Source organism: Pseudomonas sp. NPDC087342 (genome assembly GCF_044744265.1).
Taxonomy (GTDB): Bacteria; Pseudomonadota; Gammaproteobacteria; order Pseudomonadales; family Pseudomonadaceae; genus Aquipseudomonas; species Aquipseudomonas nunensis.
In genome coordinates this window covers 466,792-479,607 of the sequence record NZ_JBIUXZ010000002.1, presented here as the reverse complement: position 1 = coordinate 479,607, position 12,816 = coordinate 466,792, and the positions used below count along the sequence as shown (strand labels likewise).

Sequence of the window (12,816 nt, the reverse complement as noted above, 5' to 3'; positions counted from 1 at the left end):
CCATGTTTAATTATCTGATTGATAACGCGGGTGCCTTGTCCGGGCCCGTGGAGTTTTTCGTGACGCCGGGCATCGGTATTCAACTGCCCAGTAATGCGGTGGAACTTTCATTTGAATTACCTCCACTGGAACAGGGCCGTACCTGGGCGCTGATCAATAACGTTCCGCGCGAAGTGATTGACCGGCGCGGCGTGGTGTATCGCAAAGAGGGTGGGGCGCAGCAAATCTGGAGTGAACTGGGAGAACTGCCGGACGCCTTGACCTCTGTCCCATGGCCGGGAGCGTTTTATGTCTGGCGCAATAACACCTGGGAACTGGATGACCAGGCTCGGTTGGCGGATCTCAGGAGTCAGGTACTGACCAAACGCGATGCGCTATTGCGTGAGGCGGTCCTGCGCATCGCCCCGCTTCAATACGCCGAAGATATCGGCGACACGACCCATATCGAGCAGTTGGCTCTGATGGAGTGGAAGCTCTACAGCGTTGAGTTGAATCGTCTTGAACAGCAAAGCAACTTCCCGACAGCGATCGACTGGCCGCAAGTTCCAGGTTCGACCCAGTGACGGCATGAAGCCCAATAAACAGAGAAGCTAAAATGGACTACCCAAGAAGTGTCACCAGCGCGGGGCTGGTCAACGGCCAATTTGTCGATGAAAACCCGGTCGCCGGAACCCCCGGTTCTCTGATTCCTGCCTCGTGGGGTAACGCCGTCACCAAGGAAATCGTCAATGCCATCGCTGCTGCCGGTCTTACGCCTTCCGAAAATCAAAATGATCAGTTGAGCCTGGCTATCAAAGAGTTGGCGAAACTCGATCCGCAACAGAATTTCCCCGTGCAGGTGTATCGCAAGAACTTGGTGATTAACGGCAACTTCGATATCTGGCAGCGCGGGACAGCCAACCTGGGGCCTTACAGCGGGGCCTATATTGCTGATCGTTTTCGTTGTGACTGGAACGGGAATGCCGGGGTGAATATTTCCCGGCAGAACTTTGCATTGGGTCAGACCGATGTCCCCAATGAACCCCGTTACTTCATGCGTTGGCAGCAAATCACCGCGGGGGTTGGCGCCAGCGTGCATAAAATTTCCCAGGCCATTGAGTCGGTCAGGACTCTGGCGGGAAAGACCGCGACGTTGACGTTCTGGGCAAAGGCCGACACGGCGCGTCAGCTCAATGTGACGATCGCACAGTATTTCGGCGTGGGCGGTAGTGCAGATACGGTGACGACGGTGGGCAGCTTCCAGCTCAAGACGACGTGGTCCCGATACAGTGCCACGATTCAAATACCGTCCTTGGCGGGTAAGACTCTGGGAAGTAGTGGCAATGACTTTCTGCGGTTGTCCTTTGACCTGCAGTTGAGTGTTTTGCAAGTCATCGACCTGGCGCAGATCCAGTTGGAAGAGGGGCGAGTGTCAACGCCGTTCGAACTGCGTAGTCCTGGCGACGAGTTGATGATGTGCCAGCGTTACTTTGAAAAAACCTACAGTCAGGATCTGCCTCCGGGAAACATGGCAGGTCCTTACGGTGCACTGTTATCCACAGTGAAACAGGGGCAAACGGGGTTCGCCTCGCAGCCCTTGGCTCAGTGGACTTTCAAGGTCGAGAAGAGAGCTATTCCAAGTTTCAGTTTGTACGCCACCACGCCGAAAGGAAGCGCAGGGCAATGGCGTTCGGGAAGTGATGAAGTGTCGTCGGGGAATGCTCGAACACTCGGTGCTTCGACTCGCGGCGTCTGGGTGGATAACTCCGATACCGGTCTGATTACTCAGACTTACTACATCCACGCCACCGCCGACGCCGAACTTTAAGGAGGTTTTTCTTATGAGCTATCAACTGACTAAAGACCCGGACACGGTCATCCGTCTGCCTGATGGCGCGACCGTTCCTCTTCATCACCGTTTCTGGGATGAATACCAGCAATGGCTGGCGAACGGTGGCGTGCCGCTACCTGCCATGCAGGAGGGCGCACCGCAGGCTGCGAAAGTTGCTCGAAATTGGCGGGATCAAGAGTTGGCCGCCAGCCAATGGCTGGTCGACCGTGATCGCGATGAGCAAGCAGCCGGAACGCCGATGACCTTGAGCAGCGATGAATATCATGAGCTGCTGGATTACCGGCAGGATCTGCGCGACTGGCCCTCGATGGCCAACTTTCCAAACGACTTCAGCAAACCTCTGGCGCCGGTCTGGTTAAAAACATCGGCCAATGGAACATGACCCATGCCTCTCACTTCAGCGCAGCTACAACAAATATTGCCCAACGCCCGCTCCCAAGCGGGCGTTTTCATTTCCGCCCTCAACACCGCCATGACCCACCGCAACATCAACACACCGAAACGCATCGCCGCGTTCCTCGCGCAAGTCGGCCATGAATCGGGGCAGTTGCAGTACGTGCGTGAACTGGGCAACAACCAATACCTGAGCAAATACGACACTGGCACCCTGGCGTTGCGTTTGGGCAACACGCCAGAAGCCGATGGCGACGGCCAGAAGTACCGTGGCCGGGGCCTGATCCAGATCACCGGGCACAACAACTACCGCCAGTGCAGCCTCGGCCTGTTTGGCGATGAACGTTTGCTGTCGCTGCCTGAACTGCTGGAACAACCGCAATGGGCCGCCGAGTCCGCCGCGTGGTTCTGGGAGCAGAACGGCCTGAATGAGCTAGCTGATCGCGACCAGTTCAACAGCATCACCCGGCGGATCAACGGTGGCCTGAACGGACTCGAGGATCGCCTGCAACTCTGGGCGCGGGCGAGGGCGGTGTTATGCCAGCCTTCGGTTTAATGTCGTGGCGGCTGATTGGCATTGTTGTGTTAGCGGGTTTGTCAGCGGTGCTGGCCTGGCAGATTCAGGACTGGCGTTACGGTCGGCAATTCGCGGAACAGGCCAAGTTGCAGGCTGAGACGCTGAATCAGCTGACCCAGGCTGCCGCAACGCAACAGCAGGCCGAGCAGGACAAGCGCCAAGCCCTGGAACAACGGCTATCAGCCAGTGAACAATCCCATTATCGAGCGCTAAGCGATGCCCAACGTGATCAAGGTCGCCTGCGCGATCGTCTTGCCACTGCTGATGTGCGCCTGTCAGTCCTCCTCGATGCCAATGACGTTGCCGCCACCTGTGCAATGCCAGCCGCCTCCGGCACCGGCGGCGTGGATCATGGCGCCTCGCGAGCCCGACTTGACCCGGCGCATGCTCAACGAATTATCGCCATCACCGACGCCGGCGACAGCGGATTGATTGCCTTGCAGGCCTGTCAGGCTTATATCCGCGCTTTGGCCCGCTAACATTTTGATCGAACCTGTGTCTTGCCAGCGCGATTGGCTCGTGTACGGTGGTTCCATTCCGCACGATCAGGAGAGCGCCCGTGAAAGAAATCACCCAGCTGGCCGCTGAACTTGGCAGACGCCTGCAGGTTCTCAATGCCCATGTCACCACCGCCGAGTCTTGCACCGGCGGCGGGATTGCCGAGGCGATCACCCGTATTCCCGGGAGTTCGGCATGGTTCGAGGCCGGCTATGTGACGTACTCCAACCGCCAGAAAACCCTGCAACTGAATGTGCCCGAGGGCTTGTTCGAGTCGGTGGGGGCGGTCAGTCGCGAGGTGGTCGAAGCCATGGTGCGTGGCGCGCAGGACAAAAGTCATGCGCGGTTTGCCGTGGCGGTCAGCGGCGTCGCGGGGCCGGATGGCGGTTCCCCGAGCAAGCCGGTAGGCACGGTCTGGCTGGCCTGGGGCGTCGGCGAGCAGCTGTTCAGCGAGGTCCAGCACTTCCCCGGCAACCGCGATGAGGTCCGCCGACAAACGGTGAAGGCCGCGCTAGAGGGGCTGCTGCGCCATGCCGCTGGAGAAATCTCAAATCAGGGGTAGGCGATCCTGAATCGCTGTGGAATAATACTGGCTACTTATACAGGTGTTGGCCGTCAGGCCTTATTGATTACGTGAGGACTTTAATGGACGACAACAAGAAGAAAGCCTTGGCTGCGGCCCTGGGTCAGATCGAACGTCAATTCGGCAAGGGTGCCGTAATGCGTATGGGCGATCAGGACCGTCAGGCGATCCCGGCTATCTCCACTGGCTCTCTGGGTCTGGACATCGCGCTCGGCATTGGCGGTCTGCCAAAAGGTCGTATCGTTGAAATCTACGGTCCTGAATCCTCCGGTAAAACCACGCTGACACTGTCCGTGATCGCCCAGGCCCAAAAAGCCGGCGCGACCTGCGCATTCGTCGACGCCGAACACGCCCTCGACCCTGAGTACGCCGGCAAACTCGGCGTCAACGTCGACGATCTGCTGGTTTCCCAACCGGACACTGGCGAGCAGGCCCTGGAAATCACCGACATGCTGGTGCGTTCCAACGCGGTTGACGTGATCATCGTCGACTCCGTAGCTGCCCTGGTTCCAAAGGCCGAGATCGAAGGCGAAATGGGTGACATGCACGTGGGCCTGCAAGCCCGTCTGATGTCCCAGGCGCTGCGTAAAATCACCGGTAACATCAAGAACGCCAACTGCCTGGTTATCTTCATCAACCAGATCCGTATGAAAATCGGCGTGATGTTCGGCAGCCCGGAAACCACCACCGGTGGTAACGCGCTGAAGTTCTACGCGTCGGTTCGTCTGGATATCCGCCGTACTGGCGCGGTGAAAGAAGGTGACGAGGTTGTCGGTAGCGAAACCCGCGTCAAGGTTGTGAAGAACAAGGTGGCTTCGCCGTTCCGTCAGGCCGAGTTCCAGATTCTTTACGGCAAAGGCATCTACCTCAACGGCGAGATGATCGACCTGGGTGTGCTGCACGGTTTCGTCGAGAAGTCCGGTGCCTGGTATGCCTATGAAGGCACCAAGATCGGTCAGGGCAAGGCCAACTCGGCCAAGTTCCTGGCGGACAATCCGGAAATCGCCGCGAAGCTTGAGAAGCAGCTGCGCGACAAGCTGCTGACCCCAGCGCCGGACGTCAAAGCATCGCCAGTCAAAGAGACTGCTGATGACCTGGCTGACGCTGATATCTGATTGATTCGATGACCGCCGTACTCGATACACTCGTCGCGGTGCGGCGAACCGCAATGGACCTGCTCGCACGACGCGAGCACGGTCGAGTCGAGCTGACGCGTAAACTGCGTCAGCGCGGCGCCCTCCCTGAAATGATCGACACAGCACTCGACCGGTTGACGGAAGAGGGCCTGCTGTCCGAATCCCGTTACCTCGAAAGCTTCGTTTCCTACCGTGCCCGCTCCGGCTACGGGCCTTTGCGTATTCGCGAAGAACTGAGTCAGCGCGGCCTGCAACGTAACGATATCGAGCTCGCCTTGCGCGAGAGCGGTATCAACTGGCACGAACAACTGGAAGACACCTGGCGACGCAAGTTTGCCGGGCATTTACCGATAGACATGCGCGAACGTGCCAAACAAGGGCGTTTCTTGGCTTACCGGGGGTTTTCCATGGAGATGATCAACCGCTTGTTCAGCGGTCGAGGGATGGACGATTAAATAAAAACGGCCCGCTATTTCGATAGCGGGCCGTTTTTTTTTGCCTGTTATTTACGTCACCTTGGACGGTTCCCGTGTGCGCTGCTGCGCCTGGGGTTTGGGCTGCGCCCAGTTTTCCGGCAGATTGATGTAGTCCACCAACTCTCGCAGGCGCCCGTGATCACGGGCATTGAAGGTGAAGGCGAGTCGCGCCAGATGGCTGAACTGCGGCTCATCGTGCTCCTCGCCGTTATACACATGCTGATGGAAGTGGTCGCTCAGGCACAGATCGGCGAAAGCCGTTTGCATGTGTTCGAGCGCTCCGTCGCTGAGTGGGTGATTCATGCGAATCACGAACTGATGCTTGAGCCAGCGGCTGGAATGGAAGTTGTTGTAGAACTGGTTGATCTGCGCCACGGCCTCTTCGGCGCTGTAGACCAGGCTTACCAGCTTCATGTCAGTGGGCAGGATGTAGCGGTTTTCCTCCAATTGATGGTGGATGAAGTCCAGCGCGCCTTGCCAGAACGTACCCCCCGGCGTATCCAGCAACACCACCGGCACCAGTGGGCTTTTGCCGGTCTGGATCAGGGTCAGCACTTCCAGCGCTTCGTCCAGCGTACCGAAACCGCCCGGGCACAAGACCAGCGCATCGGCTTCCTTGACGAAGAACAGCTTGCGGGTAAAGAAGAAGTGGAAGGACAGCAGGTTGGTGGTGCCCTGGACAGTAGGGTTGGCATGCTGCTCAAAGGGCAGGGTGATATTGAACCCTAGGCTGTGTTCCAGGCCGGCGCCTTCGTGGGCGGCCGCCATGATGCCGCCACCGGCACCGGTGATGACCATCAGGTCCGAACGCGCCAACGCGGCACCGAGTTCCCGGGCCATGCCATACAGCGGATGTTCGATCGGCGTGCGAGCCGAGCCGAAAACCGTGACTTTGCGTCGGCCCTTGAACTGCTCCAGCACACGAAACGCATGCTCCAGTTCGCGCAAGGCTTGCAGGGTAATCTTGGCATTCCAGCGGTTGTGATCTTCCTGGGCCATGCGCAGCACGGTCAGGATCATGTCGCGGTAAATCGGAATGTTAGGGCTGTTGGGTGAAACCAGGTTGAGTTGCTCTTCGACCTTGCTGGTGAGGTCGTGGCCGCTTTCTTCGAAATGACGGCTGAGGAGGTCATTCGGTTGGTAAGGCATTCAACTTCTCCTTATGCACAGAACCCTTGGCCCCGACAAAACAGTCGTCAGTGCCGCGACACCCCTTGTGTCGCTGTCTGCCCAAGCCCTTGCCTGGGCGATCCACCTGACCCGAGTTGCGATCGGGTCATCCATACAGGCTCTGTTTTTCCCTTGGATGAAAGAAACATTCGCACAACAGGACGCGTAACGGGCGGCCCCTTTCCCACCCTGAAAAGTGAACATGACTACTCTGAATCTAGACCTTCACGGTGATTTGCGCTGACTTGATCATTGCGCCGCAAAGTCTTTCCTGGCAACCGCTTATTGACGATTTGCAAGGTGGTTTCACCGCTCGTCAGAACGCAAGCCCGGTGGCCGTGGCTCTGATTTACTAAGTTACAGGCGTGACACGACAACTTTGCGTCAAAGGCAGTACGCAACGTTCAAGCTATTCAGGGATTAGGGTGTGCAGGGAGGCGGGAAATCATGGCCAGATTGATTCTGGAGATCGATGCGCAACTGTATCGATTATTGAAGTCGTCAGCAGAGACCAATCATTTGAGTCTTGAAGAGGAGTGCTGCCGGCGTCTGGGCGGTGGCGAGCGCCGTTCGCGTTATTTGCAGGCCTTGCTGGCAGAATTGCGCGCCGAGGATGAACAGCGGCGCGCCAATTCCCGATGATTACTTCTTCTTGGCCGGGGTGGCTTTCGGGCAATCCGATTCCTGATAGCTGGCGGAGCCGACGGAGCGGTTGGTCTTCACTTCAGTGAAGTCGTAACGCATGACGGCGCCCTTGGCCATCAGTTTGCGGAACGATGGGTTGTTGCAGACCGAGGCACCCAACTGGAAATACACGGCTTTCGGATCGGCGCGCATCTTGTCGGCGTGGCTGCTTTGTACGCTCAGGTGGTTGATCAGCGTATTGCCTTCAACGGTGTAGCCCTGATCGAGAATGTCCTCGTTGATCGCCCGAGGCGTGCCGACGCTGCTTTGTACGGCGACGTTTCGCAGCTCTCTGTTGAGGTTCTGCTCACTCAAGGAAGCAGCCTGAGCGCTGAAGGACGACGCCAGCAAAATGGCAGCGGTGGGAACGATAAGGCGCAGCATGAAACTCTCCTGGTTCAGTGACTGGTGATTTCGACCCGTCACATGACTGTGCGTTCAGTGGCGGCGAATTATAGGGGAGCGGGCCCGGACGGTACAGGCTTGCGCCGGCCGCTCTGATAAACTGCCGGCACTTTCTGCCCTTTCGAGTGTTTTTTGTGTCGATTTTCCTTGCCTGTCGGCGTTGCCTGCGATGAACACCCTGCCTGCTCACTTTGCGATAAACGCCGTGGCCCGCTTGCGCGATCAGCGCGAAGAGGAAGGCATCAAGCCGATTCAGGCTCGTGGCTGGCGGGCGCCGCGTTGCCGTGCCTGCCGGGTGATCGAGAGCCATTGCCTGTGCGCCTGGCGCCCGCAGGTCGAGACGCGCTCCGGCGTGTGCCTGATCATGACCAACAAGGAAGTGTTCAAGCCCAGTAACACCGGCTGGCTGATCGCCGATGTGGTCCGCGATAACCATGCGTTCATTTGGTCGCGTACTGAAGTTGATCAGCAACTGCTGGATCTGTTGGCCGACCCGCAATGGCAACCGTATCTGGTGTTTCCGGGCGAGTACGTCGAGCCCGAACGGGTGACCAACAGCGTCGCCGCCGATAGCGCCAAGCGCCCACTGTTCATTCTGCTGGACGCCACCTGGACCGAAGCCCGGAAGATTTTCCGCAAAAGCCCTTATTTTGACCGGTTGCCAATCCTCAGCCTGCTCCCGGAGAAACTCTCGCGTTATCGCTTGCGTCGTTCGACCCGCAGCGAGCACTTGTGCACCGCCGAAGTGGCCGCTTTGTGCCTGGATCTGGCGGGCGATACCGACGCGGCATCGGCACTTGACGCCTACTTCGATGTGTTCAGCCAGCATTACCTGGACGCCAAGCACCAGTTGGATATGAATGTCGAAACGCCGGCCCACGCCGAGCTGATGCCTTTTGTGCAGAACACGGCGCCGGCTATCGGCTGATTGTCGCCCATACTGCAAAGAACTGTAGCGGCCACGCACCTTGACCACCCCGACTTCGCTGGGCATGCTTGGCGCCGATTAGGGCGCGGCCAAAGTTTGATACGCCGACTTCTTTACGTGATTGCCACGTAATTGGCGTTGAACGCGCCCTGTTGGTGCAGCTCCGTGGCTGCACCTTGAGTTGTTTGAAAAACAGGATCATTTGAAAAATGGCCACATACGAAATCCTGATTGCCGATGACCACCCTCTTTTTCGTAGTGCGCTGCACCAAGCGTTGACCCTGGGCCTGGGCCCGGATGTGCGTCTGGTGGAAGTGGCGAGTATTGCCGAACTGGAAACCCGCCTCGACGAGAAGTCCGACTGGGACCTGGTGCTGCTGGACCTGAACATGCCGGGGGCCTACGGTTTTTCCGGGCTGGTGCTGTTGCGTGGTCAGTACCCGCAGATTCCGGTGGTCATGATCTCGGCCCAGGAAGAGGCTTCGATCATGGTCAAGTCCCGGGAATTCGGCGCCAGCGGTTTCATTCCCAAGTCGAGCGACTTGAGCGTCATTCAGAAAGCCGTACGTGCGGTGCTCGATGGCGATGTGTTCTGGCCACCCCAGGCGTTTGAAGCAGTCAGTGTTTCCGCCGAAGCCAAGGCTGCCAGTGAGGGGCTTGCGAGCTTGACGCCCCAGCAGTTCCGGGTGCTGACTATGGTGTGCGAGGGGTTGCTGAACAAGCAGATTGCCTATGAGCTGAGCGTGTCCGAAGCGACGATCAAGGCCCATGTGACGGCGATTTTCCGCAAGCTGAATGTGCGGACCCGAACCCAGGCCGCGTTGCTCTTGCAACAACTTGAGTCAATTTCGAGCCACTAAAGCGCGGCAGATTCACGCTTTTTTGACTTTCTTTACTCTAGCTTTCCCACTCCTTTTTGGTTCAGTTGCCTACTCTATGTCACCTTTTAAAGGCCAGACCGGCCTAAAACGCATCCTCAACGCCTCCGGCTACTCGCTGGATGGCCTGCGCGCAGCCTTCACCGGTGAGGCGGCTTTTCGGCAACTGGTGTTGCTCAACGTTATCTTGATTCCGATTTCGTTCTTCCTGAGCGTCAGCCGTGTCGAGCAAGCGCTGCTGATCGCAGTCTGCCTGTTGGCGTTGATCGTCGAATTGCTCAATTCGGCGGTAGAAGCGGCCATCGACCGCATTTCCCTTGAGTTGCATCCGCTGTCCAAGAATGCCAAGGACATGGGTAGCGCTGCGCAATTCGTGGCGTTGACCATGATTGCGCTGGTGTGGGCGGTGATCCTGCTTTAAGCGATAGTCGGCAGCACGATCTCGTCGCTGCGCTGAACCCCAGCGGTGAAGGCGCGGCACAGATCGAGGAATTCGCGCATCGCTGGCGTCTGAAATTTCTGTTTGTGCCAGATGAAATAGAACTGCCGCGCCAGGTCCAGATCCGGCGTCTCCACCGCCACCAGACTGCCGCGCCGGAACGCATCGCGTAGCGCCAGCCGCGAAATGCAGCCAATCCCCAAGCCTGATTCCACTGCGCGTTTGATCGCTTCAGTGTGTTCAAGCTCCAGGCGAATGTTCAGCGCGCTGCGATGGTGACGCATGGCCTGGTCAAAGGTCAGCCGTGTGCCAGAGCCTTGTTCACGCAGGATCCACGCCTCATGGCTCAGCTCTTCCATGCTCGCGATGCCGCGTTTGGCCAGCGGATGCTGGGGCGCGCAGAACACCACCAGTTCATCCTCTACCCAGCTCTGCACTTCGATGTCCGGGTGGCTGCAGTCGCCTTCGATTAGACCCAGATCAATTTCATAGTGGGCGACTTGTTGCACGATGTTGGCCGTGTTCTGCACATGCAGCTTGACCTGGCTTTCCGGGTGACGCTGCATGAAGCTGCCGATCAGCAGCGTCGCGAGGTAATTACCGATGGTCAGGGTCGCCCCGACCGCCAGCGAACCGAAACCGGACTTGCCGTTGAGCAGGTCTTCGATTTCCTTGGACTGGTCGAGCAACGCCACCGCCTGGGGCAATAGCTGTTTGCCGAGGGCGTTGAGGCTCAGCCGTTTGCCGGCGCGGTCGAACAGCTGGCAGCTGGACTGACGCTCTAGCTCGGTGATCGAGGTGCTGGCCGCCGATTGCGAGAGGTTGAGCAGACCCGCAGCACGGGATACGCTTTCCTGCTGAGCAACGGCGACGAAGACTTGAAGTTGACGTAGAGTAAATCGCATATCTATATAACCGATAACCCTTATCTTAATAATCCAGTTAACAGATATTGTGGCTGCCATTAGAATGCGATGCAATTGCGCACGGCTGGTTCTCTAGCAGAGCAGCGCAGACCCAATCTCCAGGAGTCCCACGTACATGAGCAACATGAACCACGAGCGTGTCCTCAGTGTTCATCACTGGAACGACACTCTGTTCAGCTTCAAGTGCACCCGCGATCCGGGCCTGCGCTTCGAGAACGGTCAGTTCGTGATGATCGGCCTGCAACAGCCCAACGGCCGCCCGCTTATGCGTGCTTACTCGATTGCCAGCCCTAATTGGGAAGAGCATCTCGAGTTCTTCAGCATCAAGGTGCCTGATGGCCCGCTGACTTCCCAGTTGCAGCATCTGAAGGAAGGCGACGAGATCATCATCAGCAAGAAGCCTACCGGCACCCTGGTGCTGGATGACTTGAAGCCTGGCAAACATTTGTACCTGCTCAGCACCGGTACCGGTCTGGCGCCGTTCATGAGCGTCATCCAGGACCCGGAAACCTACGAGCGTTTCGAAAAAGTGATCCTGTGCCACGGCGTACGCTACGTCAACGAAGTCGCTTACCGCGAATTCATCACCGAGCACCTGCCGCAGAACGAGTTCTTCGGCGAGGCCCTGCGTGACAAGTTGATCTACTACCCGACCGTGACCCGCGAGCCGTTCGAGAACGAAGGTCGCCTGACCGACCTGATGCGCAGCGGCAAGCTGTTCAGCGACATCGGCCTGCCACCGATCAACCCGCAGGACGACCGCGCCATGCTGTGCGGCAGCCCGAGCATGCTCGACGAAACCAGCGAAGTGTTGAACAGCTTCGGCCTGAAAGTTTCGCCGCGGATGCGCGAGCCGGGTGACTACCTGATCGAGCGTGCATTCGTCGAGAAGTAAGCAAACGCTCTGTTCTACCTGTGGGAGCGAGCTTGCTCGCGATAGGGGAGTGTCAGTCGACATCGATGTTGACTGACACACCGCCATCGCGAGCAAGCTCGCTCCCACAGTGGTTTCTGGTGTTCAGGTTTTTGCGGGGATGACTTCGAGAACGCGGATAACCCCGGGCTCGGGGTAATGCCAGCGCACATCCAGATCCCAGAACTGCGCGCCATATTCGCGCTCCGGTGTAGGAACCTGGTACGCCGGGCGTGGGTCTTGTGCCAGGCATTGATCGATCAGCGCCACCAAAGGCTCGCCAAGGCGCTGAGCGTGCTCGTGAGCCTGTTGCAGCGCTGCCTCCGCCCACCGCACGGGAATCAACTGCGGCGCGGCGCTGGCGATGCTGTTGGAGGCGCTCTCGATGATGTCGGCGTAAGGCACGTAAGGTTTGATGTCGAGAATCGGCGTGCCATCCAGCAGGTCGAGGCCAGAGATGAACAGGCGATTGGCTTCGACCTTGTCCAGCTTCACCACGGATTGGCCGATGCCATTGGGCCGGTGCGTCGCGCGGGTGGCGAACACGCCCATGGATTTGTTGCCGCCCAGGCGAGGCGGGCGGACTTTGAGGCGTGGTTTTTCTTCCAGGGCCTGATGAAACAGGAACAGCAACCAGACGTGGCTGACCTGTTCCAGCCCTTGCACCGCATCGCCCTGATCGAACGGCGCCACCAGTTCCAGCACACCGCGAGCGGCCGGGGCCAATTGCGGTTGGCGCGGGATGGCGAATTTCTCCTTGAAGCAGGAGCGCACGAAGCCGATGGGGGAAACGCTGTAGGTCATGGTTTGGGGTCGAGGCGGGGGAGAGGCAGGCATGATAACCCGATCGACCTTGGAATCGGCGGTGACAGGTAGGGCCCCTTCGCGAGCAAGCCCGCTCCCACAGGGTTATCGAGCGAACACAACTTTTGTGTTCGACTTAAAACCTGTGGGAGCGTGGCTTGCCCGCGAAGGCCGC

The 12,816-nt window shown here is 58.4% G+C and carries 17 protein-coding genes; 13 read left to right on the top strand and 4 right to left on the bottom strand.

The genetic code is table 11. The annotated features are described in order from the left end of the window. The first annotated feature begins 2 nt into the window (after positions 1–2). The 8 genes from ACIOYV_RS10125 (at position 3) to recX (ending at position 5,473) form a co-directional block, all read left to right on the top strand. On the top strand, positions 3–563 hold the full coding sequence (locus tag ACIOYV_RS10125) for a tail fiber assembly protein (protein ID WP_401323372.1): 561 nt from the start codon (positions 3–5) through the stop codon (positions 561–563). A gap of 32 nt (positions 564–595) precedes the next feature. Further along, positions 596–1,807, top strand: coding sequence for a carbohydrate-binding protein CenC (locus ACIOYV_RS10120; RefSeq protein ID WP_401323369.1), 1,212 nt, complete (start codon positions 596–598; stop codon positions 1,805–1,807). A 13-nt stretch (positions 1,808–1,820) separates the two neighbouring features. After that, a complete protein-coding gene (locus tag ACIOYV_RS10115; protein ID WP_401323366.1) occupies positions 1,821–2,213 on the top strand; it encodes a phage tail assembly chaperone in 393 nt (130 codons plus the stop codon). A gap of 3 nt (positions 2,214–2,216) precedes the next feature. Continuing rightward, positions 2,217–2,780 (top strand): glycoside hydrolase family 19 protein, encoded by a 564-nt coding sequence (locus ACIOYV_RS10110; RefSeq protein ID WP_401323363.1) that lies wholly within the window; start codon positions 2,217–2,219, stop codon positions 2,778–2,780. Continuing rightward, positions 2,762–3,280: a lysis system i-spanin subunit Rz gene (locus ACIOYV_RS10105; protein WP_401323360.1), complete on the top strand. Its 519-nt coding sequence runs from the start codon at positions 2,762–2,764 to the stop codon at positions 3,278–3,280. The genes ACIOYV_RS10110 and ACIOYV_RS10105 overlap by 19 nt, the downstream gene beginning before the upstream one ends. An 80-nt stretch (positions 3,281–3,360) precedes the next feature. Next, positions 3,361–3,861 (top strand): CinA family protein, encoded by a 501-nt coding sequence (locus tag ACIOYV_RS10100; protein ID WP_054047059.1) that lies wholly within the window; start codon positions 3,361–3,363, stop codon positions 3,859–3,861. Between the two features lie 83 nt (positions 3,862–3,944). Then, positions 3,945–4,997 (top strand): recombinase RecA, encoded by a 1,053-nt coding sequence (recA, locus tag ACIOYV_RS10095; RefSeq protein ID WP_007907270.1) that lies wholly within the window; start codon positions 3,945–3,947, stop codon positions 4,995–4,997. An 8-nt stretch (positions 4,998–5,005) separates the two neighbouring features. Continuing rightward, positions 5,006–5,473 (top strand): recombination regulator RecX, encoded by a 468-nt coding sequence (recX, locus tag ACIOYV_RS10090; protein ID WP_054047057.1) that lies wholly within the window; start codon positions 5,006–5,008, stop codon positions 5,471–5,473. Positions 5,474–5,524: 51 nt separating this feature from the next. Here recX and ACIOYV_RS10085 read toward each other — a convergent pair whose 3' ends face one another. Then, positions 5,525–6,643, bottom strand: coding sequence for a TIGR00730 family Rossman fold protein (locus ACIOYV_RS10085; RefSeq protein WP_054047055.1), 1,119 nt, complete (start codon positions 6,641–6,643; stop codon positions 5,525–5,527). A 468-nt stretch (positions 6,644–7,111) separates the two neighbouring features. Here ACIOYV_RS10085 and ACIOYV_RS10080 point away from each other — a divergent pair, with 468 nt between their 5' ends. Then, the gene (locus tag ACIOYV_RS10080; RefSeq protein ID WP_054047053.1) at positions 7,112–7,306 is read left to right on the top strand and encodes a hypothetical protein; all 195 of its coding nucleotides are present in this window, start codon (positions 7,112–7,114) and stop codon (positions 7,304–7,306) included. On the opposite strand, the gene ACIOYV_RS10075 is transcribed toward ACIOYV_RS10080, so the two are convergent. Next, positions 7,307–7,732 (bottom strand): PA3611 family quorum-sensing-regulated virulence factor, encoded by a 426-nt coding sequence (locus tag ACIOYV_RS10075; protein ID WP_054047051.1) that lies wholly within the window; start codon positions 7,730–7,732, stop codon positions 7,307–7,309. It lies immediately after the preceding gene. A gap of 190 nt (positions 7,733–7,922) precedes the next feature. On the opposite strand from ACIOYV_RS10075, the gene ACIOYV_RS10070 reads away from it, so the two are divergent. The 3 genes from ACIOYV_RS10070 to ACIOYV_RS10060 all read left to right on the top strand — a co-directional run bounded on the left by ACIOYV_RS10070 (position 7,923) and on the right by ACIOYV_RS10060 (position 9,980). Then, positions 7,923–8,681: a tRNA-uridine aminocarboxypropyltransferase gene (locus ACIOYV_RS10070; protein WP_163908773.1), complete on the top strand. Its 759-nt coding sequence runs from the start codon at positions 7,923–7,925 to the stop codon at positions 8,679–8,681. Positions 8,682–8,890: 209 nt separating this feature from the next. Continuing rightward, positions 8,891–9,541 carry a response regulator transcription factor ErdR gene (gene erdR, locus ACIOYV_RS10065; RefSeq protein WP_054047047.1) on the top strand — a complete coding sequence of 217 codons (651 nt, stop codon included), beginning with the start codon at positions 8,891–8,893 and terminating at the stop codon, positions 9,539–9,541. 76 nt (positions 9,542–9,617) lie between these two features. After that, positions 9,618–9,980, top strand: a complete 363-nt coding sequence (locus ACIOYV_RS10060) for a diacylglycerol kinase (RefSeq protein ID WP_401323354.1) — start codon at positions 9,618–9,620, stop codon at positions 9,978–9,980. On the opposite strand, the gene ACIOYV_RS10055 is transcribed toward ACIOYV_RS10060, so the two are convergent. Next, positions 9,977–10,903, bottom strand: a complete 927-nt coding sequence (locus ACIOYV_RS10055) for a LysR family transcriptional regulator (RefSeq protein ID WP_163908774.1) — start codon at positions 10,901–10,903, stop codon at positions 9,977–9,979. The genes ACIOYV_RS10060 and ACIOYV_RS10055 overlap by 4 nt on opposite strands. 136 nt (positions 10,904–11,039) lie before the next feature. Between ACIOYV_RS10055 and fpr the strand changes: the two genes are divergently transcribed. Continuing rightward, a complete protein-coding gene (fpr, locus tag ACIOYV_RS10050) occupies positions 11,040–11,819 on the top strand; it encodes a ferredoxin-NADP reductase (RefSeq protein ID WP_003443014.1) in 780 nt (259 codons plus the stop codon). Positions 11,820–11,942: 123 nt separating this feature from the next. Here the strand turns inward: fpr and tsaA are convergent, their stop codons facing one another. After that, positions 11,943–12,641: a tRNA (N6-threonylcarbamoyladenosine(37)-N6)-methyltransferase TrmO gene (gene tsaA, locus ACIOYV_RS10045; RefSeq protein ID WP_401323351.1), complete on the bottom strand. Its 699-nt coding sequence runs from the start codon at positions 12,639–12,641 to the stop codon at positions 11,943–11,945. Between the last annotated feature and the right edge of the window lie 175 nt (positions 12,642–12,816).